Source organism: Roseateles agri (assembly GCF_034043675.1).
GTDB lineage: Bacteria > Pseudomonadota > Gammaproteobacteria > Burkholderiales > Burkholderiaceae_C > KK5.
This window is the reverse complement of sequence record NZ_JAXCLA010000010.1, coordinates 112,478-135,270: the sequence shown is the minus strand read 5'-3', so window position 1 is coordinate 135,270 and position 22,793 is coordinate 112,478. Positions and strand designations below refer to the sequence as shown.

Annotated in this window: 23 protein-coding genes; 13 read left to right on the top strand and 10 right to left on the bottom strand. The window is 66.9% G+C overall.

What is annotated here, in order from left to right; translation table 11 throughout:
- Positions 1 to 62: 62 nt before the first annotated feature.
- Positions 63 to 467, bottom strand: coding sequence for a SirB2 family protein (locus tag SNE35_RS27810; protein WP_320426309.1), 405 nt, complete (start codon positions 465 to 467; stop codon positions 63 to 65).
- Between the two features lie 128 nt (positions 468 to 595).
- On the opposite strand from SNE35_RS27810, the gene SNE35_RS27805 reads away from it, so the two are divergent.
- The 6 genes from SNE35_RS27805 (at position 596) to SNE35_RS27780 (ending at position 6,110) form a co-directional block, all read left to right on the top strand.
- Positions 596 to 1,318, top strand: a complete 723-nt coding sequence (locus SNE35_RS27805) for an SDR family NAD(P)-dependent oxidoreductase (RefSeq protein WP_320426308.1) — start codon at positions 596 to 598, stop codon at positions 1,316 to 1,318.
- Positions 1,319 to 1,334: 16 nt separating this feature from the next.
- On the top strand, positions 1,335 to 1,568 hold the full coding sequence (locus SNE35_RS27800) for a tautomerase family protein (RefSeq protein WP_320426307.1): 234 nt from the start codon (positions 1,335 to 1,337) through the stop codon (positions 1,566 to 1,568).
- A gap of 72 nt (positions 1,569 to 1,640) precedes the next feature.
- Positions 1,641 to 2,573, top strand: a complete 933-nt coding sequence (locus tag SNE35_RS27795; RefSeq protein ID WP_320426306.1) for a LysR family transcriptional regulator — start codon at positions 1,641 to 1,643, stop codon at positions 2,571 to 2,573.
- Between the two features lies 1 nt (position 2,574).
- The gene (locus SNE35_RS27790; protein WP_320426305.1) at positions 2,575 to 3,576 is read left to right on the top strand and encodes a pyridoxal-phosphate dependent enzyme; all 1,002 of its coding nucleotides are present in this window, start codon (positions 2,575 to 2,577) and stop codon (positions 3,574 to 3,576) included.
- A 29-nt stretch (positions 3,577 to 3,605) separates the two neighbouring features.
- Positions 3,606 to 4,118, top strand: coding sequence for a GNAT family N-acetyltransferase (locus SNE35_RS27785; RefSeq protein WP_320426304.1), 513 nt, complete (start codon positions 3,606 to 3,608; stop codon positions 4,116 to 4,118).
- 54 nt (positions 4,119 to 4,172) lie between these two features.
- Complete coding sequence (locus SNE35_RS27780; RefSeq protein ID WP_320426303.1) at positions 4,173 to 6,110, top strand: RDD family protein; 1,938 nt, start codon at positions 4,173 to 4,175, stop codon at positions 6,108 to 6,110.
- A 4-nt stretch (positions 6,111 to 6,114) separates the two neighbouring features.
- Here the strand turns inward: SNE35_RS27780 and SNE35_RS27775 are convergent, their stop codons facing one another.
- Genes SNE35_RS27775 through kefF form a run of 3 tightly spaced genes read right to left on the bottom strand, consistent with a single transcriptional unit; the run spans position 6,115 to position 9,047 of the window.
- On the bottom strand, positions 6,115 to 6,549 hold the full coding sequence (locus SNE35_RS27775) for a DUF1841 family protein (RefSeq protein ID WP_320426302.1): 435 nt from the start codon (positions 6,547 to 6,549) through the stop codon (positions 6,115 to 6,117).
- 18 nt (positions 6,550 to 6,567) lie between these two features.
- Positions 6,568 to 8,424 carry a glutathione-regulated potassium-efflux system protein KefC gene (kefC, locus tag SNE35_RS27770; RefSeq protein WP_320426301.1) on the bottom strand — a complete coding sequence of 619 codons (1,857 nt, stop codon included), beginning with the start codon at positions 8,422 to 8,424 and terminating at the stop codon, positions 6,568 to 6,570.
- Positions 8,421 to 9,047: a glutathione-regulated potassium-efflux system oxidoreductase KefF gene (gene kefF / locus SNE35_RS27765; protein ID WP_320426300.1), complete on the bottom strand. Its 627-nt coding sequence runs from the start codon at positions 9,045 to 9,047 to the stop codon at positions 8,421 to 8,423. The genes kefC and kefF overlap by 4 nt, the downstream gene beginning before the upstream one ends.
- 88 nt (positions 9,048 to 9,135) lie before the next feature.
- Between kefF and SNE35_RS27760 the strand changes: the two genes are divergently transcribed.
- The 3 genes from SNE35_RS27760 (at position 9,136) to SNE35_RS27750 (ending at position 10,998) form a co-directional block, all read left to right on the top strand.
- Positions 9,136 to 9,759 carry a ParA family protein gene (locus SNE35_RS27760; RefSeq protein ID WP_320426299.1) on the top strand — a complete coding sequence of 208 codons (624 nt, stop codon included), beginning with the start codon at positions 9,136 to 9,138 and terminating at the stop codon, positions 9,757 to 9,759.
- A 24-nt stretch (positions 9,760 to 9,783) separates the two neighbouring features.
- Complete coding sequence (locus SNE35_RS27755; RefSeq protein ID WP_320426298.1) at positions 9,784 to 10,236, top strand: MaoC family dehydratase; 453 nt, start codon at positions 9,784 to 9,786, stop codon at positions 10,234 to 10,236.
- A gap of 72 nt (positions 10,237 to 10,308) precedes the next feature.
- Entirely contained in the window at positions 10,309 to 10,998 is a 690-nt protein-coding gene (locus tag SNE35_RS27750) for a response regulator transcription factor (protein WP_320426297.1), read from the top strand.
- On the opposite strand, the gene SNE35_RS27745 is transcribed toward SNE35_RS27750, so the two are convergent.
- From SNE35_RS27745 to SNE35_RS27730, 4 genes are all read right to left on the bottom strand, one after another.
- A complete protein-coding gene (locus tag SNE35_RS27745; RefSeq protein WP_320426296.1) occupies positions 10,983 to 11,828 on the bottom strand; it encodes a segregation and condensation protein A in 846 nt (281 codons plus the stop codon). The two genes, SNE35_RS27750 and SNE35_RS27745, sit on opposite strands and share 16 nt — an antisense overlap.
- A gap of 13 nt (positions 11,829 to 11,841) precedes the next feature.
- Positions 11,842 to 12,045 (bottom strand): DUF3460 family protein, encoded by a 204-nt coding sequence (locus SNE35_RS27740; protein WP_320426295.1) that lies wholly within the window; start codon positions 12,043 to 12,045, stop codon positions 11,842 to 11,844.
- Between the two features lie 31 nt (positions 12,046 to 12,076).
- Positions 12,077 to 14,131 (bottom strand): methionine--tRNA ligase, encoded by a 2,055-nt coding sequence (metG, locus tag SNE35_RS27735; RefSeq protein ID WP_320426294.1) that lies wholly within the window; start codon positions 14,129 to 14,131, stop codon positions 12,077 to 12,079.
- A 95-nt stretch (positions 14,132 to 14,226) separates the two neighbouring features.
- On the bottom strand, positions 14,227 to 14,424 hold the full coding sequence (locus SNE35_RS27730; protein WP_320426293.1) for a hypothetical protein: 198 nt from the start codon (positions 14,422 to 14,424) through the stop codon (positions 14,227 to 14,229).
- Between the two features lie 532 nt (positions 14,425 to 14,956).
- Here SNE35_RS27730 and minC point away from each other — a divergent pair.
- The 4 genes from minC (at position 14,957) to SNE35_RS27710 (ending at position 17,490) form a co-directional block, all read left to right on the top strand.
- Entirely contained in the window at positions 14,957 to 15,787 is an 831-nt protein-coding gene (gene minC, locus SNE35_RS27725; RefSeq protein WP_320426292.1) for a septum site-determining protein MinC, read from the top strand.
- Positions 15,788 to 15,810: 23 nt separating this feature from the next.
- Entirely contained in the window at positions 15,811 to 16,629 is an 819-nt protein-coding gene (minD, locus tag SNE35_RS27720) for a septum site-determining protein MinD (protein WP_320426291.1), read from the top strand.
- 13 nt (positions 16,630 to 16,642) lie between these two features.
- Complete coding sequence (minE, locus tag SNE35_RS27715; protein WP_320426290.1) at positions 16,643 to 16,900, top strand: cell division topological specificity factor MinE; 258 nt, start codon at positions 16,643 to 16,645, stop codon at positions 16,898 to 16,900.
- A 194-nt stretch (positions 16,901 to 17,094) separates the two neighbouring features.
- Complete coding sequence (locus SNE35_RS27710) at positions 17,095 to 17,490, top strand: DUF488 domain-containing protein (RefSeq protein WP_320426289.1); 396 nt, start codon at positions 17,095 to 17,097, stop codon at positions 17,488 to 17,490.
- Here SNE35_RS27710 and SNE35_RS27705 read toward each other — a convergent pair.
- Positions 17,487 to 17,735 carry a VF530 family protein gene (locus SNE35_RS27705; RefSeq protein ID WP_320426288.1) on the bottom strand — a complete coding sequence of 83 codons (249 nt, stop codon included), beginning with the start codon at positions 17,733 to 17,735 and terminating at the stop codon, positions 17,487 to 17,489. The two genes, SNE35_RS27710 and SNE35_RS27705, sit on opposite strands and share 4 nt — an antisense overlap.
- A gap of 111 nt (positions 17,736 to 17,846) precedes the next feature.
- Positions 17,847 to 22,622 (bottom strand): SIR2 family protein, encoded by a 4,776-nt coding sequence (locus tag SNE35_RS27700; protein WP_320426287.1) that lies wholly within the window; start codon positions 22,620 to 22,622, stop codon positions 17,847 to 17,849.
- Positions 22,623 to 22,793: the final 171 nt, after the last annotated feature.

The window sequence follows — 22,793 nt, the reverse complement described above, 5'->3', positions numbered from 1 at the left end:
GCGAAGCGGTGTGGATTCTAGCGATCAGGTGGAAGACCGAACCGCGCAGCGACGCAGTGCCTCTACGACAGGAAACCCAGCGGGCTCTTCGTCACCGCCACCGAGACGATCCAGCCGGCCACGACGAGTGCCGCAAGCCACGCTGCCGCACGTAGCGCCGGTGGTCGGCCCGGCCGCAGCGCGACGACGCCCAGGCCGATGTAGAGCACGAGGCCGATCAGCTTGGCGATCAGCCAGGGTGCGCGATCGGGTGTGAGCCGCAGCATCCACAGCAGCGTCAGCGCCGACAGCAGCAGCACCGAATCGACGACGTGCGGCAGCGTCTTCGCGACGCGACCTTGAACCCAGCGCGCGCCGGCCAGCGAGGCCGCGCCGCGCACGAAGAAGCCGGTGATCGACAGCGCGACGGCGCTCTGGTGGACCAGCTTGACGGCGGCATAGGCGCCGAGGGATTCGGGCAGGGGCATCCGGCCATTCTCTCAGCGCGCGGAAGACTGTCTGTCGACTCGCGTCCATTCTTTCTTGCGGTGGTGGGAACTAGATTGGATTCACGGCCGATCCGGTCGCACAACACAGAAAGAAAGTGATCCCCATCATGAGCAACAGCAACAGGCAACAGAAGGTCGCCATCGTCACCGGCGCCTCGCAAGGCATCGGCGCCGGCCTGGTCAAGGCGCTGCGCGAGCAGGGCTACGGCGTGATCGCCACCTCGCGTTCGATCCAGCCTTCGGCCGATCCGGGCGTGCTCGCCATCGCGGGCGACATCGGCTCGCCCGAGACGGCCCGCCGCGTCGTCGAGGAAGGCGTGGCCCGCTTCGGCCGTGTCGACCTGCTGGTCAACAACGCCGGCATCTTCATCGCCAAGCCCTTCACGCAGTACACGGCCGAGGACTTCGCGGCCAAGATCGCCACCAACGTGGCCGGCTTCTTCCACATCACGCAGGCGGCGGTCGCGGCGATGGAGCGTGCCGGCAACGGCGGCCACGTCGTCAGCATCTCGACGAGCCTCGTGGACCATGCGAACTCGAACGTGCCCTCGGCGCTGGCCTCGCTGACCAAGGGCGGCCTGAACGCGGCGACGAAGTCGCTGGCGATCGAGTACGCCGCGCGCAACATCCGCTTCAACATCGTCTCGCCCGGCATCATCAAGACGCCGATGCACGCGCCCGAGACGCACGGCGTGCTGGCCTCGCTGCACCCGGTGGGTCGCATGGGCGAGATCGATGACATCGTCAACGCAGTGCTCTACCTCGACGGCGCGAACTTCGTCACCGGCGAGATCCTGCACGTGGACGGCGGCCAGAGCGCCGGCCACTGAACGGGAGCACGACGCCATGCCCATCGTCACCATCCAGGTCACCCGCGAAGGTACGCAGCCCGGCGCGGACTCCGTCACCGCGGCCGAGAAGGCGGCGCTGATCCGCGGTGCCACCGAGCTGATGCAGCAGGTGCTGAACAAGCCGCCGGAGAGCACCTTCGTGGTCATCGAAGAGGTCGATCCCGACAACTGGGGCTGGGGCGGGCTCCCGGCGCTGGAGTTCCGGCGCCGGCGCGCGGCCATCGGCTGACAAGGATGAAGACCGAGGCCCGTATGCTTGGTGCCTCGGCCATTCACTTGCCGGCAGGCAGACAGGAAGAACGTGGACCGCATCGATGCGATGAAGGTGTTCGTGGCAGCGCTGGACGAGGGCAGTCTCGCCGGCGCCGGGCGCAAGCTCGGCAAGTCGCCGGCGGCTGTGAGCCGGGCGATCGCGTTCCTGGAGGAACGCGTGGGCACCGAACTGCTGCACCGCACGACACGGGCCATCCGGCTCAGCGAGGCGGGCGAGCGCTATGCGCTGGCCTGCCGCCGCATCCTGACCGATCTGGAGGAGGCGGACCTGGCGGCCGGTGGCGAGCGCAGCGCGCCGCGCGGCATGCTGACGATCACCGCGCCGGTGGCGGCCGGGGAAGAGCTGATCCGACCGGTGCTCGATGCTTTTCTCGATCGCCATCCCGAGGTGTCGGCGCGGCTGCACCTGCTGGACCGCCCGGCCAACCTGATCGACGAAGGCATCGACGTGGCGCTGCGCCTGGCGCACCTGCCCGATTCGAACCTGGTGGCGCTGCCGATCGGCGAGGTGCGGCGCGTGCTCGCCGCCTCGCCGCGTTACCTGGCGCGCCACGAGCCGGTCGCGGAGCCGTCGGACCTGGAGTCACACCAACTGATCGCGATGACGCACTTCGGCCTAGACTCGTGGAGCTTTCCGCCGCTGCCGGGCTCGGCGATGGCGCGCAGCGTGCAGTTCGCGCCGCGCTTCGTCGTCAACAGCGTGCGCGCCGCGGTGGCCTCGGCGGTGGAGGGGCGGGGCATCGTGCGCCTGTTCTCGTACCACGTGGCCGAGGAGGTGGCGACCGGCCGGCTGCGCATCATCCTGGCCGGGCACGAGCACGCGCCGCTGCCGGTGCACCTGGTGGCGCCGCAGGGCCGGCTCGCCGTGCCCAAGGTGCGAGCCTTCGTGGACTTCGCGCGGCCGAAGTTGCAGGAGTTCTTCGCCGCCCGCGCCGCGGCCTGCGGCTGCAAGGATGACTGAAATGCCGGCCACCCGTTTCGATCCCTATCGGCGCGCCCGCCTGTTCGACGGGCCCACGCCGATCCAGCGCCTGCACCGGCTCGAAGCCGCGCTGGAGCCCGTGCTCCGCGGCGCGCGGCTGTTCGTCAAGCGGGACGACCTGGGCGGCATCGGCGGCGGCGGGAGCAAGCTGCGCAAGCTCGAATTCCTGTTGGGCGATGCGATGATGCAAGGGGCGGAGGTGCTGGTCGGCGTCGGCCCGCTGCAGTCGAACAGTGCGCGCCTGGCCGCTGCGGCCGCTGCGCGCCTGGGCCTGGCCTGCGAGCTGGGCCTGTGGCCGCTGGAAGGCCAAGCCGGCGAGGCGCTGGTGAGCGGCAATGTACTGCTGGGCCGGCTGTTCGGCGCCCGCGTGCAGGTGCTGCCCGATGCGTCCGCCGCGCCCGGCTTCATTGCCGCGGCGGCGCAGGGGCGCAAGAGCTATCAACTGCCGCCGGGCGCAAGCTCGCCGCTGTCGGCGCTGGGCTATGCCGATTGCGCGCTGGAGATCGCCGACCAGGAGCACGCGTTGGGCCTGCGCTTCGACCGCGTCGTGATCGCCAACGGTAGCAGTGCCAGCCAGGCCGGCCTGATCGCGGGTTTCGCGCTGCTGGGGCGGCGCCGGCTGGTGCAGGGCTTCTCGGTGCTGGCCGATGCGCCGGTTGCCGAGGCGAACACGCTGGCGCTGGCACGCGCCTGCCATGCGCTGCTGCGCGGCGAGGGCGAAATCACGGCGGCCGACATCCGCGTCGACGACGCCTGGCGCGGCCCCGGCTACGGCCGCACGACGGCCGAGTCACTCGATGCGCTGCACCTGCTGGCCCGGCACGAGGGCCTGCTGCTCGATCCGGTGTACTCGGCCAAGGCCTTCGCCGGGCTGCTTGCGCATTTGCGCGACGTCGCGCGGCCGCGCAACGAGAACCTGCTGTTCGTGATGACGGGCGGCACGCCGGCGCTATTCGGCTACCAGAGCGCGCTCGGCACCTAAACTGGCGGCTCCACCCCATGAGGTCTGCCATGCCCTACGAGATCACCGAGGGTTACGTCCCCGGCTGCATCGGCCGCGTCGTCTCGCTGCATGCTGCCTACTACAGCCGGGAGGTCGGCTTCGGCCTGCCGTTCGAGGCGCGCGTGGCCGGCGAGATGGCCGCCTTTCTGCAGCGCTTGCGCACCGGGCGCGACGGCCTTTGGCTGGCGCGGGACGAGGCGGGTGAGATCCACGGCAGCATCGCCATCGATGCGATGCATGCGGACGGAGAAGGCGCCCACCTGCGCTGGTTCATCTGCTCGGACGCCACGCGCGGCTCGGGCCTGGGCCGGCAACTGCTGGCGCGGGCCATCGCGCACTGCGATGCGCTCGGCTTCGCGCGCATCCACCTGCACACCTTCGCGGGCCTGGATGCCGCGCGCCACCTGTACGAGAGCCACGGCTTCCGGCTGATCCAGGAGCAGGCCGGCGAGCAGTGGGGCCGTGTCGTCAACGAGCAGCGCTTCGAACGCGATGCCGCAATGCGTGGACATTCACACTGACGCGCCCGTAGGTGCCCGCTACGATTCTCCGCAAAGAACGGGGATGGCTCATCGATGTGGAACGCATTCATCAAGCGGCGGCCCGCCGGCTTCGTGCCGCGCGCATTGGCGCTGGCGATCGACGCACTGCTGCTGCTCGCGCTGAGCGCGCCGCTGCTGTGGCTGGCGCATGACGGCGAGGCCATCGCCACCTGGACCGACACGCGCCCGCTGAGCCTCTTCTGCAACTGGCTGCTGCCGGCCGTCTACTTCATCGGTTTCTGGACCTGGCAGGGCACGACGCCGGGCAAGGCCGCGACGGGCTTGCGGGTGCTGGACATGCGCAGCGGCGAGCGGCCAGGCCCCTTGCAGAACCTGCTGCGCTGGCTGGGCTACTTCGTCTCGGCCGCGCCGCTGGGCCTCGGCTTCCTGTGGGCGAAGTTCGATCCGTCCCGCCAGGCCTGGCACGACAAGATCGCCGGCACCCGCGTGGTCCACAACCGCGAGGCCGACTCCGCTGAGGATGACAGTTATGTCGCCAGCCACTGGCGCGGCGAGCAGAGTCTGGCGCGCAGCTTCTGGGTCAACAACGTGCTGCTGTCGGTGCCGCTGACCTTTGCGCTGGGCGGTCTGATGAGCTGGATCGCCACCAAGGGCGATTCGCTGCAGGCCGTGGCCATCGCGGTGCTGATCGGCTGGCCGCTGGCGCTGGCGACCAACACCTGGTGCGTGATCGGCGCCTGGCGCGCGGCCGGGCGCTACCTGGCGGACGGCGGCTCGCGTCTGTGGGGGCTGCTGGCGCGGATTTCGATGGGGCTCGGGGTGCTGCAGATCGGTGCCTCGGCCCTGTTCGGCTTCGTGCCCAGCGCGGGCGAGTACCTGAAGATGGCACGCGGCATCGACCCGATCGGCCAGGCCAGCTTCACGCTCGCTGCCGATGGCCGCAGTCTGCAACTGCAGGGCGCCATCGGCATGGGCGATGCCGCGCGGCTGGCCGAGATCGCCGCCACGGCGCCCGCGCTGCGCACCATCGAGCTGGCCTCACCCGGCGGGCGGCTGGCCGAGGCGGAGAAGATGGTGGCGGTGGTGCGCAGCCGCGGCGCCACCACGCGGGCGATCGGCAACTGCGAGAGCGCCTGCACGCTGGTCTTCCTGGCCGGCGCGAAGCGGCAGCTGATGCCCGGCGCGCAGCTGGGCTTCCATCGCGCCTCCAGCGGCACCTACAACCCGGTCTTCGACGAGCTGGCGACGCAGCACCTGGTGAAGCTGTATCGCGGCATGGGCCTGCCGGAAGACTACGTGGAGAAGACGACGAAGACCTCGCCGCGCAGCATGTGGTATCCGAGCGCCGAGGACCTGGCGGCGCACGAGTTGATCTTGCCGCCGTCGCGCACCCTGGACGCGGTGCTGCCGGCCGGCGATGCGGCGGAGGTGGAGTACGTCGATGCGCTGCGCAGCAATCCTGCGTGGTTCCACGTCGAGCAGCGCAGCCCCGGCACGATCGCCGCGGCGGCGGAGCGGATGCGGGCTGCGCGCCTGGCCGGCAGCGGCGAGGACGAAGCGCAGACCGACGGCCTGCGCGTGCTGGCCGCGCAGATGCCGGCGCTGATCGTCGGCAGCGCGCCGGAGCTTCGGCGCCGCTACATCGAGATCCTGAAGGCGCAGATGCGGGCCGATCCCGCGCGCTGCCAGGCGCTGCTGGGTGGCGGGCTGGGCCTGCACCGCGGCCTGGCGCCGGAGACGTTGGCGGCCGAGGCGGCCTGGCTGATCGATGCGAGCGATGCGCCCGCACCGCGCCGTGCGCCGCAGTTGGCGCCGACGGCGGTGGAGCAGGAGGTGGTCCGGCGTTCGATGCGGGTGCCGGTGCAAGGGCTGCTGGCGGCGGTGTGGGCGGAGCCGGTTGGGAAACCGGTGCGCTGCGATGCAGCGTTGGCCGTGTTGAATCGCGTGGCGGCCTTGCCGGCAGGGCAGCGGGAGTTGGTGGAGCGGGTGTTGTTCCAGCAGCCCGGCTAGCGCGTCAGTCCGTCGTCGCTGCCCGGCGCACGCGGTCGAGGTAGGCGTGCCCATCGGGCGGCAGGCCGCTGCGCTGCGACTCCCAGATCATCTGGCCCAGCGCTTCCATCGCCACGTGGTGTGCCTCGTGCAGCGAATTGCGCTTGGCGGCCAGCAGGTCGATCGCCTGGCGCACGCCGGTGGGCTGGTCGATCGCACGCTGCTCGGTGATCGTCAGGTGCATCGACAGGTGCAGGAAGGGGTTCGTGCGGCCGTCCTCGACGCTGTAGACCGCGGCGACCGCGGCTTCCTCGTCGGCCAGATCGGCATGGTATTCGGGATGCTCGTTGATCCAGTCGGCGGCCAGCGCCTCCATCGGGATCAGCGGGGCGCCGCTCCTGAGCTTGCGGTAGGTGGCGCAGAAAAAGCGGCGGACTTCGACTTGGGACGGGGCGAACATGCCCGCAATTGTCGCCGCTCAGTCCGCGGGCTGCTCTTCTTCCTCGCTATCCCAGCTGTGGCGCTGGGGCCTTCGCGAGCGCGTCTGCTGGCGCTCTTGCGCGATCAGCTGCTCGAACTGCTGGCGGCCTTCCTTGGCCGCGGCCAGGGTGGCGGCGCGGTCCTTGTACAGCGGCAGCATCACTTCGAGCTGCTCGACGTTGTGCTGGCGGAAGCGCCAGGCGAGCTTGCGTGCGGCGTGCGGCTCCCAGCCCAGCAGTTCCAGCACCGAGCGGGCGCTCATCAGCGCGGAGTCCAGCGTCTCCCGTTCGATCAGCGTGACGCCCAGCTCGCGCAGCTGGTAGTGGTGCCGCACGTTGCGGGCGCGGGCGACGATGGTCAGCTGCGGGAAGTGCTCCTTGGCCAGCGTGGCGATCTCGATGCTCTGTTCGATGTCGTCCACCGCGATCACCAGCACTTTGGCCTTGGCCGCGCCGGCGGTGCGCAGCAGGTCCAGCCGCGTGGCGTCGCCGAAGAACACCCGCCAGTCGAACTGGCGCAGCGATTCGACGGCCTCGGCGTCGTGGTCCAGCACGGTGGCCTCCAGGCCGTTGGCGAACAGCAGGCGGCCGACGATCTGCCCGTAGCGGCCGAAGCCCGCGATGATGACCGGCGCGTCCTGCTCGCCGTCCATCTCCGCGCCCTGCGGCACGTGCTTGCGCGACAGGCGCTTGACCAGCAACCGGTCCGCGCCCTGCAGCAGCGCCGGCGTGCAGGCCAGCGACAGCGCCACAGCCGCCACCAGCGCCGAGTTCTGGCCGGCATCAATCAGGCCAGCGGCCTGCGCCAGCTGGAACACGACGAAGCCGAACTCACCCCCCTGCGCCAGCAGGATCACGAACACCGGCCGTTCCAGCACCGGCATGCCCATGAAGCGGCTCATCGTGGCGAGCACGATGGACTTCAGCAGCAGCAGCGCGACCAGGATCGAGAGCACCATCAGCGGGTGGTGCCAGATGACGGCCAGGTCCAGCCCCATGCCCACGGCCATGAAGAACAGGCCCAGCAGCAGGCCCTTGAAGGGCTCCAGGTCGGTCTCCAGCTCGCGCCGGTATTCGCTCTCGGCCAGCAGCACGCCGGCCAGGAAGGCGCCCATCGCCATCGACAGGCCCACCACGTGCATCAGCGATGCGGCACCCAGCACCAGCAGCAGCGCCGCAGCGGTGAAGATCTCCGGCGTGCCGCTGCGTGCGATCCAGCGGAAGGCGGGCCGCAGCGCCAGGCGCCCGCCGAGCACGATGACCGCGACCATGCCGATCGCCTTCAGCGCCTCCAGCCAGCCGTTGCCGCCGCCGCCCTGGGCCGTCGCCACGCCGGTGGCCGCGACGATGGGCACCAGCGCAAGCACGGGAATAGCGGCGATGTCCTGCAGCAGCGCCACGCTCAGCACGCTCTGGCCGGCTGTGGTGCGGCCGAGGTTGCGCTCGGCCAGCACCGCCATGCCGACCGCGGTGGACGACATCGCCAGGCCGAGGCTCGCCACCAGCGACACCTGCCAGGACCAGCCGAGCATCACGGCCAGGCCCATCAGCAGCGCGGCCGAGCCCAGCAACTGCACCGAGCCCCAGCCGAAGATCGGACGCCGCATCGCCCACAGCCGCTTGGGCTCCAGCTCCAGGCCGACGAGGAACATCATCAGCACGACGCCGAACTCCGCCACCTCGAGGATCGTGCCCGGGTCGTCGATGACGCCCAGCACGCTCGGGCCAACGACCACGCCGGCCACCAGATAGCCGAGGATCGTGCCGAGCTTGAGCCAGCGCGCCAGCGGCACGACGATCACCGCGGCGGCCAGGAAGACCAGCGGGAGGTGGATCCAGTTGCCGTGCTCGCTCATTGGCTTTCCCCGTCGAGCGAGCTGAACAGCGGTGGGCGTTCGTCGATCGGCACGTCCGGCTCGGGTTCGATCTGCAGGCCGCCGGTCCAGGCAGGGTAGCTCTGCAGGCGGTGCGCGAAATTGAGCGCGTGCGCCTCGATCTCCGTGTCGGCGACGCGGTGGGCGCCATGCAGCACCAGCGGCGGCAGCCAGCGCATGCCGCACAGATGGGCGGTGCGTTCGTAGGGCAGCAGGAAGGTCTCGACCGGGTGGCCGTGGTGGCCGTTGGCGCTGTAGGCCTCGACGCTACCGCCGGCTGAGGTGGCCAGCCACAGGTCCTTGCCGCGCAAGGCCTGACCCCCGGGGCCGTAGGCCCAGCCGAAGCGCAGCACCTCGTCGATCCACAGCTTCAGCAGTGCGGGCATGCCGTACCAGTGGAGCGGGTGCAGCATCACCAGCATGCGGGCGCCTTCGAGCGCGCGCTGCTCGGCGGCCACGTCGATCGCGTAGTCCGGGTAGAGGCGATAGAGGTCGCGCACCTCGATCCGCTGGTCGGCGCAGGCCTTGGCGGCGTCGAGCAGGGTGTGCGTGATGTGGGACTGGGCGAGGTCGGGGTGAGCGGCAAGTAGCAGGATGTCGGCCATGGCCGCAAGGGTAACTGAGCAGAAGCCTCGCATTGCCCCGCCGCGGACGCCGCGGCTAACATCGTTCCACAACAACGGAGGAGCCGCCATGCCCGTGATCCTGGTCGCCAACCCGAAGGGGGGCGTCGGCAAGAGCACCTTGTCCAGCAATGTCGCGGGCTACCTGGCGCGCCAGGGGCACCGGGTCATGCTGGGGGATGCGGACCGGCAGCAATCCGCGCGCCGCTGGCTGGACACGAGGCCGCCGCAGCTGCCGCGCATCGACAGCTGGGAATTCGAGGGCCGCGATACGGTCAAGCCGCCCAAGGGCGTCAGCCATGTGGTGATCGACTCGCCGGCGGGGCTCAAGGGCGGGCGGCTGTCGGCGCTGTACCGCGTGGCCGACCGGATCGCGATTCCGTTGCAGCCGAGCCTCTTTGACATCCAGGCGACATATGACTTCGTGCAGGGCCTGCATGATCTGCGCAAGGAAACCGGCCACAAGCCCAAGCTGGGCATCGTCGTCATGCGGGCCAAGGAGGGCACGCTGTCGGTCGAGCAGTTGCAGCATTTCCTGGACGAGCTGGGCGTGCCGGTGGTGGCCACCCTGCGGGACACGCAGAACTACGTGCAATTGGCGGCGCGCGGTCTCACCTTGTGGGACGTCGCGCCGAGCCGGGTCGAACGCGACCTGGCGCAGTGGCAGCCGCTGACCGCCTGGCTGGACTCCTGAAGAAGACAAAGAGAGACAAACGAGATGCGTACCTTCGAGAAACTGGCCGACCTGGCCCCGCTGGTCGGACAGGAGCTGGGCGTGACGGACTGGATGACGATCGACCAGGCGCGGATCCAGCAGTTCGCCGATGCCACCGGCGACCAGCAGTGGATCCATACCGACCCGGCGCGTGCCGCGGCCGGGCCGTTCAAGACGACGATCGCACATGGCTTCCTCACCCTGAGCCTGCTGCCCAAGTTCTACGGCGAGGCCTACAAGGTCGCCGACGTGAAGATGGGCGTCAACTACGGACTCAACAAGGTGCGCTTCCCCTCGCCGGTGCCGGTGGACAGCCGGCTGCGCGCACGCTTCAAGCTGCAGAGCTTCGAGCCGCTCGCCGGCGGCGCGCAACTGTGCGTGGAAGTGACCGTCGAGCGGGAGGGTTCCGACAAGCCCGTCTGCGTCGCCGAGTCGCTAACCCGACAATTCGCCTGATCACCACGGCGCCTCCTCGCCTATCATCGCGCCCTTCGGGAGCGCTCACAAAAAAAGAGGAGAGTGGTGAGCATGAAGGTATTGCTGGTCGATGACCATCCTTTGATCCTGTCCGCCTTGCGCGCAGTGATCGAGGGCCTGGACGAGTCCATTCGCGTGGTGGCGGTGGAGAGCGCCGCAGCCGCGCGCAAGGCACTGGCACCGGCGGGCGATTTCGAACTGGTGCTGCTGGACCTGCAACTGGGCGATGCCGACGGCTTCGAGCTGCTGGAGGAGTTCCGTGCGGCTTATCCGGGCCTGCCGGTCGTCGTGATCTCCGCCTCGGACCGGACCGGCGACGTGATCCGCGCGGTCGATCTGGGCGCGATGGGCTTCATTCCGAAGCGCAGCAGCACCGAGACGCTGGAGCGCGCGCTGCGCCTGGTGATGTCGGGCGGCATCTACGTGCCGACGATGCGCCTGGGCGACGAGGGCGAGCCTGCCGTCTGGCGCGGCCGCGGCCAGCCGCCGCTGCGCGAATCGGCGGTGAGCGCCATCCCGCAGGATCTGGCACTGACGCCACGCCAGACCGAGGTGCTCAACCTGCTGCTGCAGGGCAAGCCGAACAAGATCATTGCGCGTGAACTGGGCGTGTCGGTCGACACGATCAAGGATCACGTGGCCGCCGTGCTGAAGGCGCTGGGTGTCAGCTCGCGCACGCAGGCGGTGCTGGCCGTGGGCCAGATGCAGCGCTGGCCGGACGATCCTCAGCTCGGCGAGTAGGCCAGGCGCACGTAGATCGGCGCGAAGGCCTCGGCCTGCGTGATCTCCAGCAGGCGCTCGCGCGCCAGTTCCAGCATCGCGATGAAGGTGACGACCAGCACCTGCTGGCCGCGGCTGACGTCGAACAGTTCCTCGAACACCACGAAGCGCCGCCCCTGCAGCGTGCGCAGCACGAGGCTCATGTGCTCGCGCACCGACAACTGCTCGCGCGTGATCTTGTGATGCTGGACCAGCTTGGCGCGGCGCAGGATGTCGAGCCAGGCGTCGCGCAGGTCGTTGGTGTCGACGTCCGGGAAACGCGGGGTCAGGCTTTGCTCGATGTGGACCTGGGCGCGCAGGAAGTCGCGGCCCAGCACGGGAATCGCGTCCAGCTTTGCCGCGGCGAGCTTGATGCGCTCGTACTCCAGCAGCCGGCGAACCAGCTCGGCACGCGGGTCCTCGACCTCGCCGCCGTCCTCGGACTTCTTCGGCGGCAGCAGCATGCGCGACTTGATCTCGATCAGCATCGCGGCCATCAGCAGGTATTCGCTCGCCAGTTCCAGATTGCTCTTGCGGATCTGGTCCACGTAGCTGAGGTACTGGCGGGTGACGTCCGCGAGCGGGATGTCGAGGATGTTGAAGTTCTGCTTGCGGATCAGGTAGAGCAGCAGATCCAGCGGGCCTTCGAAGGCCTCGAGGAAGACTTCCAGCGCGTCCGGCGGGATATACAGGTCCAGCGGGAGCTGGAACAGCGGCTCGCCGTAGAGGCGCGCCAGGGCGACATGGTCGACGACGAGGGGCAGGCCGGGGGCGGCCGCCTGCTCATCGTCCTCCGTGGCCGCCGGGATCACGGCTGGTCGCCTGCTACTTGGTGTGCGTCTGGTAGACGTAGGGCTGCTGCGCGACGCGGGCGCTGCGGTAGTCGGCCTGGGCCGAGCGATCGATCGTTTTGTCCCACAGCAGGCCGCGGCCGGCGCGCTGCTCGGCTTCCAGCGTCGGCTTCTTGGCCTTCAGCTCATCGATGAACTGGGTGACTTCGGACTTGTAGGGTTTCCAGAACAGGGGCATGGGGATCTCTCGGAATGATGGGAATGATTGTTCAGCGCACGCGCATGCCAGGCTGCGCGCCGGGGAAGGGCTCCAGCACGAAGACGCCGGGGTTGGCCTTCTCGTCGGCGTGGCTGGCGGCGAGCACCATGCCCTCGCTGATGCCGAACTTCATCTTGCGCGGCGCGAGGTTGGCGACCAGCACGGTCAGCTTGCCTTCGAGGTCTTCGGGCTTGTAGGCCGACTTGATGCCGCTGAAGACGTTGCGCAGGCGGCCTTCGCCGGCGTCCAGCGTCAGGCGCAGCAGCTTGTCGGAACCTTCGACGTGCTCGGCCTTGACGATCTTGGCGATGCGCAGGTCGACCTTGGTGAAATCGTCGATCTTGATCTCGGGCGCGAGGTCTTCGCCGCCCGGGACAACCTTGGCTGGTTCGGGTTGGGGCGGCGGCTCGAACAGCGCCTCCAGCAGCTTCGGATCGACGCGCTGCATCAAATGCTCGTAGGTGCCGATCACGTGCGCGCCCAGGCGGTTCTGTGCGTCGGCGAACTGCAGTGGCGGGGTCTTCAGGAAGGCCTCGACCTTGGCGGCCAGCGCGGGCAGCACCGGCTTCAGGTAGATCGTCAGCAGGCGGAAGGCTTCGATGCAGGTGGAGCAGACGTCCTGCAGGACCTGATCGGCGCCTTCCTTCTTGGCCAGTTCCCAGGGCTTGTTCTGGTCGACGTACTCGTTGACCTTGTCGGCCAGGGCCATGATCTCGCGCAGCGCCTTGCCGAACTCGCGCTCCTCGTACAGCTCGGCAATGGTGCCGGCGTGGGCGCGCAGCGCGTCCAGCAAGACCTGACCCTCGACGCCCAGATCCGCGCTCAGCTGCCCGCCGAAGCGCTTGCTGAGGAAGCCCGCGGCGCGCGAGGCGATGTTGATGTACTTGCCGACCAGGTCGCTGTTGATGCGGGCGACGAAGTCCTCGGGGTTGAAGTCGATGTCCTCGACGCGGCTGTTGAGCTTGGCGGCGATGTAGTAGCGCAGGCACTCGGCGTTCAGGCCGAGGTTCAGGTACTTCAGCGGGTCCAGGCCGGTGCCGCGGCTCTTGCTCATCTTCTCGCCGCCGTTGACGGTCAGGAAGCCGTGCACGAATACGTGGTTGGGCGTCTTGCGGCCGCTGAAGTGCAACATCGCCGGCCAGAACAGCGTGTGGAAGTAGGTGATGTCCTTGCCGATGAAGTGGACCTGCTCGACGGACGGATCGGCCATGAAGGCGTCATAGTCGCGACCGATCTTGCCGAAGTAGTTCTTCAGCGAGGCGAGGTAGCCGATCGGCGCGTCCAGCCAGACGTAGAAGTACTTGCCCGGCGCGTCGGGGATCTCGATGCCGAAGTAGGGGGCGTCGCGCGAAATGTCCCAGTCGCCGAGGCCGCCCTGGCCGTCCTCGTCCTTGGTAAACCATTCCTTGATCTTGTTGAGCACCTCGCTCTGCAGGCGGCCCGGCGTCTGGGTCCACTGCTCGAGGAAGGCCACGCAGCGCGGGTCGCTGAGCTTGAAGAAGTAGTGCTCGGAACTCTTCAGCACCGGCGTGGCGCCGCTCAGCACGCTGAACGGGTTGATCAGCTCGGTGGGCGCGTAGACGGCGCCGCAGACCTCGCAGGAATCGCCGTACTGGTCCTTGCTGTGGCACTTCGGGCACTCGCCCTTGATGAAGCGGTCCGGCAGGAACATCGACTTCGCGGGGTCGAAGAACTGCTCGATCGTCTTGACCTCGATCAGCTCGTTCTTGCGCAGCGCGCGGTAGATGTCCTTGGAAAGTTCGTGGTTCTCGGGGCCGTCGGTGGAGTGCCAGTTGTCGAAGGCGATGTGGAAGCCGTCGAGATACTGCTTGCGGCCTGCGGCGATGTTCGCGACGAAAGCCTGCGGCGTGATGCCGGCCTTCTCGGCCGCGATCATGATCGGAGCGCCGTGGGCGTCGTCCGCGCCGACGAAGTGCACCTCCGTGCCCTGCATGCGCTGGAAGCGCACCCAGATGTCGGCCTGGGTGTACTCCATGATGTGGCCAACGTGGAAGTTCGCGTTCGCGTAGGGCAGTGCGGTGGTGACGAAGAGCTTGCGGGTCATGACGGTGCGGCCAGGCTGGCCTCGACGGCGAAACTCTCGATTTTAGGGCCGAACGCCTGGCCGGGAGGGCTGGCGAATCTCGGTCCCGGGTGATCTCAGGCGGGATCCGGGTTGCTCGCTTCCGGCGAGCCTTCGGGCGTGGCGGCGCTGTCGCCGTCTTCGCCAGCGGCGTCCGGGCTGTCGGGGCCTGCGTCAGGCTTGCCGCTGAGCTTGCGCAGCCGCTTTTCTTCGTTCTTCTTTTTCTTGGCCAGTTCGCGCTGGCGCTTTTCGTAGCTGTAGTTCGGTGTTGCCAATGGCGGCTCCCGGTGACGTCCGCGGCTTGCGAACAGCCCCGACTGTAACCGCCACACCTCATGAGGCGGCGTCCGAACGGCTCAAGCCCGTCGTCACGGCACCGTCATTTAGCGCGCAATGCTTCCCCCGTTCATTAGGGATGGGAGCTAAGTTCCTGATTCTTAAAGCTGTCTGAAGGCTATCCACCGACTTTGTGGATAACTTTGTGGGCAAGCTGCCTGCGGACGGTCTAAACCCTTGAAAATCCGCCGTCCGCCTTAGGCTGCCTCATTTCTGAGCAGCATCTGGCCGTCTATATGAATCAACAACTTAGCTCTCATTTCCGAAACTCATGTAGGAAAAGCCCCGCAAGCGATTGCGGTGCTGAGGAGGCGGGCGACCTGCCGCGGAAATGGGGATAAGTCAAGCGTTCAAACGCTGAAATCCGGCCCTCTAGCGCCTGTGAGCGGGCGCGCTGAGGGCCAACGCCTAGAAGGCGCTTTGCGCACGACCGCTAAAATCGCGCCTTTGCATAAGAACGAACGATCACTGATGGCGCAGGCACAGACGACAGGCAAGAGCAGCAGTGCACGAGGGGCAGCAGTCCTGGAATTGAAGAGCGCATCGCTGAGCCTGCTGGCACTGGTGCTGAAGTCGGCCGATCCGGCCGAGCTCGCCGCCGGCCTCGCCGAGAAGCTCGGCGACACGCCGGGCATGTTCAGCAACGATCCGGTGGTGATCGACCTCTCGCAGCTCGAACGCACGCCCGCCGTGGCGGATCCGGATGCCCAGGGGCAACTCGCGCTGGAGGCCGCTGCGCTGCAGGCCGTGGATCTGGCCGCCGTCGTCGCTCTGCTTCGCGAACATCAGATGCAGCCGGTGGCCGTGCAGGGCGCCACGCCCGAGGAGCTGGAACAGGCCCAGGCGCTGGGGCTGGCTGATGCCTCGGGCCAGGACCTGACGAGGACGCGCGGTGCCGAGCCGCGCACAGTGGTCCAGGAAGTGGAAGTCGTCCGTGAGGTGATCCGCGAAGTCGCCGTCCCCGGCGAAGCCGCCAAGACCTTGATCATCGACAAGCCGCTGCGCTCCGGCCAGCAGGTCTACGCCAAGGGCGCGGATCTGGTCGTGATGGCGCTGGTCAGCCACGGCGCCGAGGTGATCGCCGACGGCAGCATCCATGTCTACGCGCCGCTGCGCGGCAAGGCGATTGCCGGCGCGCGTGGCAATGCCGACGCGCGCATCTTCTCGCTGAGCATGGAGGCGGAGCTGATCGCGATCGCCGGCATCTACCGCACGACCGAGAACCCGCTGCCGGACAACGTCCTGCGCAAGCCCGCACAAATCCGGCTCGATGGCGAGAAGCTCGTCATGGAGCCATTCTGAATACATCAAAAGGACCTGATTCGATGCCAACCAAGATCGTCGTCGTGACCTCCGGCAAGGGTGGCGTGGGCAAGACCACCACCAGCGCCAGCTTCGCCACGGGCCTGGCCATGCGCGGGCACAAGACCTGCGTCATCGACTTCGACGTGGGCCTGCGCAACCTGGACCTGATCATGGGTGTCGAGCGCCGCGTCGTCTACGACTTCATCAACGTGATCAACGAAGAGGCCAAGCTCAGCCAGGCGCTGATCAAGGACAAGCAGATCGACAACCTCTACATCCTGGCCGCCTCGCAGACCCGCGACAAGGATGCGCTGAAGGAGGAGGGCGTCGAGCGGGTGCTCGAGGAGCTGAAGGCGATGGACTTCGCCTACATCGTCTGCGACTCGCCGGCCGGCATCGAGACCGGCGCGCTGATGGCCATGCACTTCGCCGACGAGGCGCTGATCGTCACCAACCCCGAGGTCTCCTCGGTGCGCGACAGCGACCGCATCCTCGGCATGCTCAACAGCAAGACCAAGCGCGCGATCGAAGGCAAGGAGCCGATCAAGGAACACCTGCTAATCACCCGCTACAACCCGAATCGCGTCGAAGGCGGCCACATGCTCTCGCTGGAAGACATCCACGAGATCCTGCGCACGCCGCTGATCGGGGTGATCCCCGAGAGCGAGATCGTGCTGCAGGCGTCCAACCAGGGCACGCCGGCCATCGCGATGAACGGCAGCGACGTGTCCGAGGCCTACAAGGATGTCATTCGCCGCTTCGAAGGCGAGGAGCGCCCGATGCGTTTCATCGAGGCCGTCAAGCCGAGCCTGTTCAAGCGCCTGTTCGGCGGCAAGTGAGGAGGTGCCATCGATGGGATTCCTCAGCTTTTTCCTCGGAGAGAAGAAAAGCACCGCCAGCGTCGCCAAGGAGCGGCTGCAGCTGATCCTCGCCCATGAGCGCAGCGGCCGCGGCACCAGCCCCGAATACCTGCCGCAGCTGCAGCGCGAACTGCTGGCCGTGATCTCCAAGTACGTGTCCATCAACCCCGAGGACATCCAGGTCACGACCGAAAAGCAAGGCGACATGGAAGTGCTGGCCGTCAAGATCGAACTGCCCGAAGGAAGGTGATATGAGCCCCTCGCCCAGTCTCACTGCGCTGAACGCGGGTGAGCCTGGTCGGTCCCCCGAGGGGACGGCGATGCTTGGGGCGTCGAGCCCCAAGCACATCGCCATGCGGGCCGGCTTGGGAGCGGCCCGGCGCTCGGCCCGGAATGCAACTAGGCCGGGTGGCACCAGGTTGCTCAACGTCATGGCCCACTGAGATGGCGCTGCGTGTCGTCCGCCTTGGTACTCCGCGTGCAGCGGACGAAGGCCTGCGCATCGGCACCGTGCGGCGCCCGCCGCGCGGCGTGCCGAAGGCGGAGTTCGCCAAGCGTGATTACTACGACACCTGGCTGCCGGCGCTGTCGCCCGAACCCGAACTGATGAAGGAAGCGCAGGAAGCCCAGGCTTCAGGCAGCGACAAGGGCTGGTCGGCCTTCATCAAGAAGTTCCGCAGCCAGATGAACGAGCCCGATGCGGCGCGGCTGCTGGACCTGCTGGCCGCGCTGTCGCGTCAGTCGCACATCGCGATTGGTTGCTACTGCGAGCACGAAGCGCGCTGCCACCGCTCGGTGCTGCGCGAGCTGCTCGCCGAGCGCGGCGCGGAGATCGCCTAGAAGCCCTGGCGCCGGCGCGCCTGCTCCCGCAGCGCGAACAGGTAGAGGCTCTCCACCTTGGCCCGCGCCCAGGGTGTCTTGCGCAGGAACTTCAGGCTCGACGCGACGCTCGGGTCGCTCTGGAAGCAGCGGATCGGGATCTGGCGGCCCAGTTCTTCCCAGCCATACCACTCGGCCAGGCGCGTCACGATCATCTCTAGGGTGACGCCGTGCAGCGGGTCTGGGCTCTTGGGAGTATCGATCATGGCGCCGATTGTCGCTGCAGCGCGCGCGGCTGCTCGACCGCCAGGGGGCTGCTGGCGGGACGCGGTGCGGAGATTCGCGCATAGGCCTCGGCTGTCAAGCACATTTCCCGCTCACAGCGATTGGCCGTTCTGATTGAGCCGCAGATCCAACTCCTTGAAGCCGCGCACGCAGGCGTAGTAATCGCAGGACGCGGCGATTTCACGTCCCATTGCCGCCAGGCTGCGGGCCCCATCGACTTCGCCGCGGCACAGATAGATCTCTGACAGCGTTAGCAGGCCCCGTGCCTTCTTCAATTTGAGGTCGTACATGGCAGCAATTTCCAGGCTGACGGACGCATCGTTTGCGGACAGCTTGTATTCGCCTTGTCGCATGAGGAGCCGCGCGCGCAGTTCGTGCACTTCGCAGCTCAGGCGCGGCATATCGGTCAGGACCGCGTAACGCTGCGCGAAGCTTAGGTGCTCGAAAAGACTCTCGCCCTGGATTCGCCCCGCGTCGACGCATATCCGCGCCCTCGTCAGCGTGGCCATTACGCGAAGATCCTCGTGCCCGCCCTGCTGCGCCAAGCTGATTGCTTCCTCGGCCATGCACAGGGCCGATTCCAGGGCCGCTGTATTGCCGGTGCCTTGGGCCGCCAGCTTGTTGAGGCTGTACTGCACGTCGGCTTTGTTCATCAGTGCGAACGCGGAGGCGCGCGAGCGGCCGGCCTGGCGCAACCCGGCAAGCGCAAGTTCGTAACGCGCATTGGCGGCGGCGTAGTTGCCGCCCAGGTGGTCCAACTGGCCAAGGTAGAACTCGGCGAGCAGGGGGGGCACGCGATGCTCGCCCCGGCGCTCTGCAATCGGCTGCAGGATCCGTCGCGCACGCTGGGGTCGCCCGCGTTCTATCTGCACCAGCGCGGAATGGATGCGGATACGCGTGTGGAGCGATCCGGTGTCGTCCGACTCGACCAAGCGTGCCGCAGCTTCTGCCATCGTGAGCAGTTGCTCGGCATCGTGCAGCTTTCCCTGAGCCAGACTGATGACGCCACTTTCGTTGTATAGCCAGACCAGTTCGCCGGGGAAGAAGATACCGTTCGATTTGCGTCCTCTGGACCATGCGCCTCCAGCGTCCGGCGCGCTTCGGTCGGTACCAATTCCGTAGCGCTTCTCCCAATAGCGCGCGGCGTGCGTGATCCAGCGGACGAGTCGCCGGTATTGCTCCAGGTGTCCCAGTCCACCGACGCGTTCGGCTGCTTCCGCGGTCAGGTGGCATACCACACCCAGCGAATAGGTGGAGCGCACCAGGTAGTAGGCCGCGCGGATCTGGTCTGCTTCCTGCACCATGGCCACTGGGCTCGAATCGCCCACGTCTGCCGGCCAGGCCGCCGTGCCGGCCCGACGTGGCTCCGGATATCTAGAGAGTCTGCGCACCACATCGACCAGCGTGACGTGAACTTCGGCCGGCAGGACGGGCGATTCATCCGGCTGCGAGGCATACAGCGTGGTTGTGTACTGGTCCCAACTTGTGACTTCGACATTGCGCCCTCCCATCAGTCGCTGGAAGTGGCGCTGAATGTTGCGGTGCACTGTGTACCTTATGCGTTCACTCTGGGACGTCCCTTCGGCGATGCCTGCACTCAGTGGCGACGGGATAGGACGGCTGCCGACACGAAAGGCAAGGCACCAGTGTGTGAGCAACTCCAGCATGCCCAGTACCACGGCTGTTTCGGACACCAACGGGAGCCTGTCGCGCAACTGCGCGGTAACCACACCCGCAGCTTGGAAGACGCGAGGGCATGTTGTCAGGACGCCGGTCTCCACAGGGTGGGAGAAGGCGCTGAGATGCCAGAGCAGCTCAGTCGCCAGAGTCCACGAGGCGGCCGTGGGCTTGTCCGCGAGCGTCTGTACGACGGGCACGAGCATCTCGGCCTGATGGCCCTTCTTTACCTTCGGCGAGGGCAAACTGCAGTTTGCGCGGTTGCCAGTGCGGTGCCAGCCAGCCCACTGGTCCAGGACGAATTCGACGCAAGCTTCGACGGCGGAGGCCGCCGGCGCGGATCGCAGTGCGGCGCATGCATAGTCCACCAACGTTGACCGCGCTCCCGGAGCTTGCGTTGATCCGTCGAAGACGGGCACGATCACGGAAGAGCGGTCGATCGCGGCCTCCATCCAGCTCAGCAGTAGCGTCTGCGCCAGCCGGCTCCCGCCCGTGGCGAAATAGATGCGCCGAGCGGCCTCATCGGCCGCGGATCCTCGTTCGGGAAAGCGCTTGTCGAGCGGTTTGTTGGCCAACCCCTCCGGCAGCCAGCCCATCCGTAGTGACAGTTCTGGGAAATACGCCTGGGCCAGTTCGGATACCCGTGTCTTGCCGAGCGGGTGGACGAGGATCGTTTCACTCAAGCCTGGGGGGCGACCTTCGATATTGAGGCGATGCAGCCGGCGCCGCATGCGCATGTCCATGACTTCCTTGTCGAGTGGAGGGGGCGTGGGTGATGGTTCTTCGCGTTTGGGGTCTGGTTTCGCGATGCGCTGTTTCTCGGGCATCTGCGACTCGCCGACGTACATCAGGATGTCCAGTTTTGCGTTTGCATAGCGTGGTGCCAGCAGCGTGCGCATCACACGCTGAATCTGGCCGTTCTTGGGACGCCCCTCGGCATCAAACAGCACGCCAGCATTCCCGAGGATGAGTAACACGCGTCCCGTCGTGCCCTCTAGTGACAGTGCATGCATGGCACGACCGAGAAGCTCGGCTTGATCGTGGTTGCTCGGCAGTTCAGCCTTAGGGACGGCTTTGCTGATGTCGTCCATCACGGCGATGGCGAGGCTGATGACCGGGCCGATTTCGTTGGAAAAGGTCAGGTTGATGTGTAGGACACGCACGTCGTCCGGCAGGGATTTCTTGGTGGTCTGTGGATAGTTCAGCGCGGACAGCAGCTTTGAGAGATAGGGTCGATCGTTACTAGAGCCTCCGCCTTGCGCTGTGACGAGCCGGTCGAATTGCCCGCCCTTGCCGTGCCCGCGCGCGGCGCTGACGATCAATACCCGGCGCCCTGGCAGCCGCGAGAACTGCTCGCTCTTGCGGATAGCCTTGCACAGGTCGCCAATGTGCTCGTCGAAGACTCCGCGTGCTGCCGTCGAGATTTTTTCGAACCGGCCATGGAAGTGCTGGTGCGCGAGCTTGACTGGATGCCGGGTTGCCAGCGCTTCGATGTTCTTTGTAGCGGGTGATTCGTAGGGCAACGCGAGCTTGGCATCGTCCTCGATCACGAGAAGTGCGCGTTGCCGTAACTGTATGAGTTTGGCGCAGATGAATCGGCTGGTCATCCAACTGACGGTGACGTCTAGACTCAACTGCGTGCGAGGAATCTGCAGAGGATCCGCGCCCGCTTGAACATCGGCAAGCGCCGCCAGCATCTGCGTCATCGAACTCAGCCGCGCCTTGAATGCCTCCTTGTCCTCGGGGGGAAGATCAACCTGCTCCAGGCGGGTCGGAGGGCGCAGGGACTGCATTTGCCTGTGAACCTCGGCGCGCTCTGGGGGCGTCTTTGCTTCCCGGTTCGCCTTCTGAATCCGCAACAACCTGACCAGCCACAGGTCCTGCTCATCGCTGTTCTGCTCGGAGCTGTCTGTGTCGGCGTGGCCGACATCAAGGGCCAGGATCCCGTACTTGAGCCACAGGCCCACGTTGCGCTGGGCCCTTTCCTCGCTGTTCTGAGAGTTGGCGATCAGCGCGACGGCCATCCTGTCTCCGCGATGACCGTCACCGGTCATGAATTGGCGCAGTGGCCTCAGCACGTCATCCTCGGCGACGTTGGATCCGACGAACAGAACGGGATTGGCCCCGAAATTGGCCTGCGTTGCATTGCTGACAAGGTCACGCCCGACGTGATCGTCCAGATACAGGTGTTGATAGTGGGATTCGCTGATGATCAGCGATGAAGGTTCGGCGACGTCGCCATGCAGGTGTAAGACGGCCGCATGGCGCCGCGGCCCCTCCAGCGCGAAGCGCAGCGCTGCACCGGTGTGCTTGCGGCCGAAGTTCAGTACCGCGAACTGATTGCCGTGAACTTCACCGGTGCCGCTGCAGCGCTCGGTGAAGCCCATGGCCGTCAGGCCCCGCTCGATCTCCCGGTCATAGTTGGTGGTCAGGAAACGTCGTATGCCCCATTCGTCGATCAGCAGGCGCAAGGGGCTGTCGGTATCTGTAGATTGCAGGGCGAGGGCCCGGATCAGTGTTCTACGTAGAGCCAGGGCGCTTGCGGCGCCATCGAGGGCTGCCAGTACTCCGAGCAGCCCGGCGGGCTGTGGCCCATCCGATGGCTGAGTTTCAGCCAGTTCTCGTTCGAATCGCAAGGCATCGGCGCGAACCTTCTCGCTTGCTTTGAAGCGCTTGCCAAACCATTCGGACACTAACCAGTCGATGAAGCCGTGGAAATTTTCTAGACAGAACTTGGTCTGTTCCTGCAACGGGTCCGCGCGCTCCGATGAGATGCGCATCGAAGATGTATCCGCAGCCGGGCGGGTCAGCGGTTGCAGCTTGAGCATTTCGGACAACACCTGGGCCTTTATCGGGACGTCGGAGTACGCTAGGAACTTGTCCAAGCTTCCGTCCCATAGCTGCTGCTTTAACTGCGGCCAGCCGCGCTGGTCGTCGCCGATGCGTTTGTATTCGTCGTTAGCGTGGCGCCAGAGGGCTTCCATTAGACCCGGCCATGTCATGCGTCCGTAGCTCGCCGAAACGCCGGCACCGACGAAGGACACCAGCCGCTGGCTGAGCAAGCCGCGCGCCAGCACTCTGACCGCCAAGGGCTCAATGCTTCTAAGGTCGAGGTAGGCCTTGCAGGCATCAGCAGCATGGGGCCAATGGAAGTCGGCCTGCAGATCCCGGTCGCCTGCTTTTTCCGTCATAGGTGTCTCTCGATGATTCATCGGTTGACGCTGCGTGAGAGAAGCAGAAGCGTCTTCCGACATAGCGATCGGCCATCGCATCGAGACAGCAGGCGTGGCGGCGATCGTGCCGCTTGAGGCTGAGGAGTCTAGGTAAGGGGCGCGTGCGCCGAATCATCTGATTTGCGGTAG

What these genes read in the sequence shown, in the direction of transcription:
- SNE35_RS27780 (WP_320426303.1), top strand. Translation starts at nt 4,173, where the DNA reads ATGTGGAACGCATTCATCAAGCGGCGGCCCGCCGGCTTCGTGCCGCGC.
- kefF (WP_320426300.1), bottom strand. Translation starts at nt 9,047, where the DNA reads ATGGCCGACATCCTGCTACTTGCCGCTCACCCCGACCTCGCCCAGTCC.
- SNE35_RS27750 (WP_320426297.1), top strand. Translation starts at nt 10,309, where the DNA reads ATGAAGGTATTGCTGGTCGATGACCATCCTTTGATCCTGTCCGCCTTG.
- SNE35_RS27705 (WP_320426288.1), bottom strand. Translation starts at nt 17,735, where the DNA reads ATGATCGATACTCCCAAGAGCCCAGACCCGCTGCACGGCGTCACCCTA.
- SNE35_RS27760 (WP_320426299.1), top strand. Translation starts at nt 9,136, where the DNA reads ATGCCCGTGATCCTGGTCGCCAACCCGAAGGGGGGCGTCGGCAAGAGC.
- minC (WP_320426292.1), top strand. Translation starts at nt 14,957, where the DNA reads ATGGCGCAGGCACAGACGACAGGCAAGAGCAGCAGTGCACGAGGGGCA.
- SNE35_RS27790 (WP_320426305.1), top strand. Translation starts at nt 2,575, where the DNA reads ATGCCGGCCACCCGTTTCGATCCCTATCGGCGCGCCCGCCTGTTCGAC.
- SNE35_RS27710 (WP_320426289.1), top strand. Translation starts at nt 17,095, where the DNA reads ATGGCGCTGCGTGTCGTCCGCCTTGGTACTCCGCGTGCAGCGGACGAA.
- SNE35_RS27775 (WP_320426302.1), bottom strand. Translation starts at nt 6,549, where the DNA reads ATGTTCGCCCCGTCCCAAGTCGAAGTCCGCCGCTTTTTCTGCGCCACC.
- SNE35_RS27800 (WP_320426307.1), top strand. Translation starts at nt 1,335, where the DNA reads ATGCCCATCGTCACCATCCAGGTCACCCGCGAAGGTACGCAGCCCGGC.
- minD (WP_320426291.1), top strand. Translation starts at nt 15,811, where the DNA reads ATGCCAACCAAGATCGTCGTCGTGACCTCCGGCAAGGGTGGCGTGGGC.
- SNE35_RS27755 (WP_320426298.1), top strand. Translation starts at nt 9,784, where the DNA reads ATGCGTACCTTCGAGAAACTGGCCGACCTGGCCCCGCTGGTCGGACAG.
- SNE35_RS27805 (WP_320426308.1), top strand. Translation starts at nt 596, where the DNA reads ATGAGCAACAGCAACAGGCAACAGAAGGTCGCCATCGTCACCGGCGCC.
- minE (WP_320426290.1), top strand. Translation starts at nt 16,643, where the DNA reads ATGGGATTCCTCAGCTTTTTCCTCGGAGAGAAGAAAAGCACCGCCAGC.
- kefC (WP_320426301.1), bottom strand. Translation starts at nt 8,424, where the DNA reads ATGAGCGAGCACGGCAACTGGATCCACCTCCCGCTGGTCTTCCTGGCC.
- metG (WP_320426294.1), bottom strand. Translation starts at nt 14,131, where the DNA reads ATGACCCGCAAGCTCTTCGTCACCACCGCACTGCCCTACGCGAACGCG.
- SNE35_RS27810 (WP_320426309.1), bottom strand. Translation starts at nt 467, where the DNA reads ATGCCCCTGCCCGAATCCCTCGGCGCCTATGCCGCCGTCAAGCTGGTC.
- SNE35_RS27785 (WP_320426304.1), top strand. Translation starts at nt 3,606, where the DNA reads ATGCCCTACGAGATCACCGAGGGTTACGTCCCCGGCTGCATCGGCCGC.
- SNE35_RS27740 (WP_320426295.1), bottom strand. Translation starts at nt 12,045, where the DNA reads ATGCCCCTGTTCTGGAAACCCTACAAGTCCGAAGTCACCCAGTTCATC.
- SNE35_RS27700 (WP_320426287.1), bottom strand. Translation starts at nt 22,622, where the DNA reads ATGACGGAAAAAGCAGGCGACCGGGATCTGCAGGCCGACTTCCATTGG.